The organism is Lentilactobacillus kisonensis DSM 19906 = JCM 15041 (genome assembly GCF_001434135.1).
GTDB lineage: Bacteria > Bacillota > Bacilli > Lactobacillales > Lactobacillaceae > Lentilactobacillus > Lentilactobacillus kisonensis.
This window is the reverse complement of record NZ_AZEB01000119.1, coordinates 1-221: the sequence shown is the minus strand read 5'-3', so window position 1 is coordinate 221 and position 221 is coordinate 1. Positions and strand designations below refer to the sequence as shown.

General features: G+C 46.2%; 1 protein-coding gene. It reads right to left on the bottom strand.

Annotation, left to right across the window (positions count from 1 at the left end):
- Positions 1-51: 51 nt before the first annotated feature.
- Positions 52-221: zinc ribbon domain-containing protein (locus tag FC98_RS14545; protein ID WP_156637363.1), on the bottom strand; the 170-nt coding region annotated here is incomplete at its 5' end.

The window sequence follows — 221 nt, the reverse complement described above, 5'->3', positions numbered from 1 at the left end:
AGCAGCGGTTACGGCTATTAACTAAGGGCGGTTCCGGCCCAGATTCGTTTTTTAAGCACTCAAGATATTCTTGGCCGCATTAATATCGCGATCGTGGTTAATGCCACAGCTTGGGCAAGTCCACTCTCGAATATCAAGCGCATGTTTCCCACAATCATAGTGACAGTTAGAACAAATCTGACTGGTCTTGCGTGGATTCACCGTGATTAATTGCTTGCCAT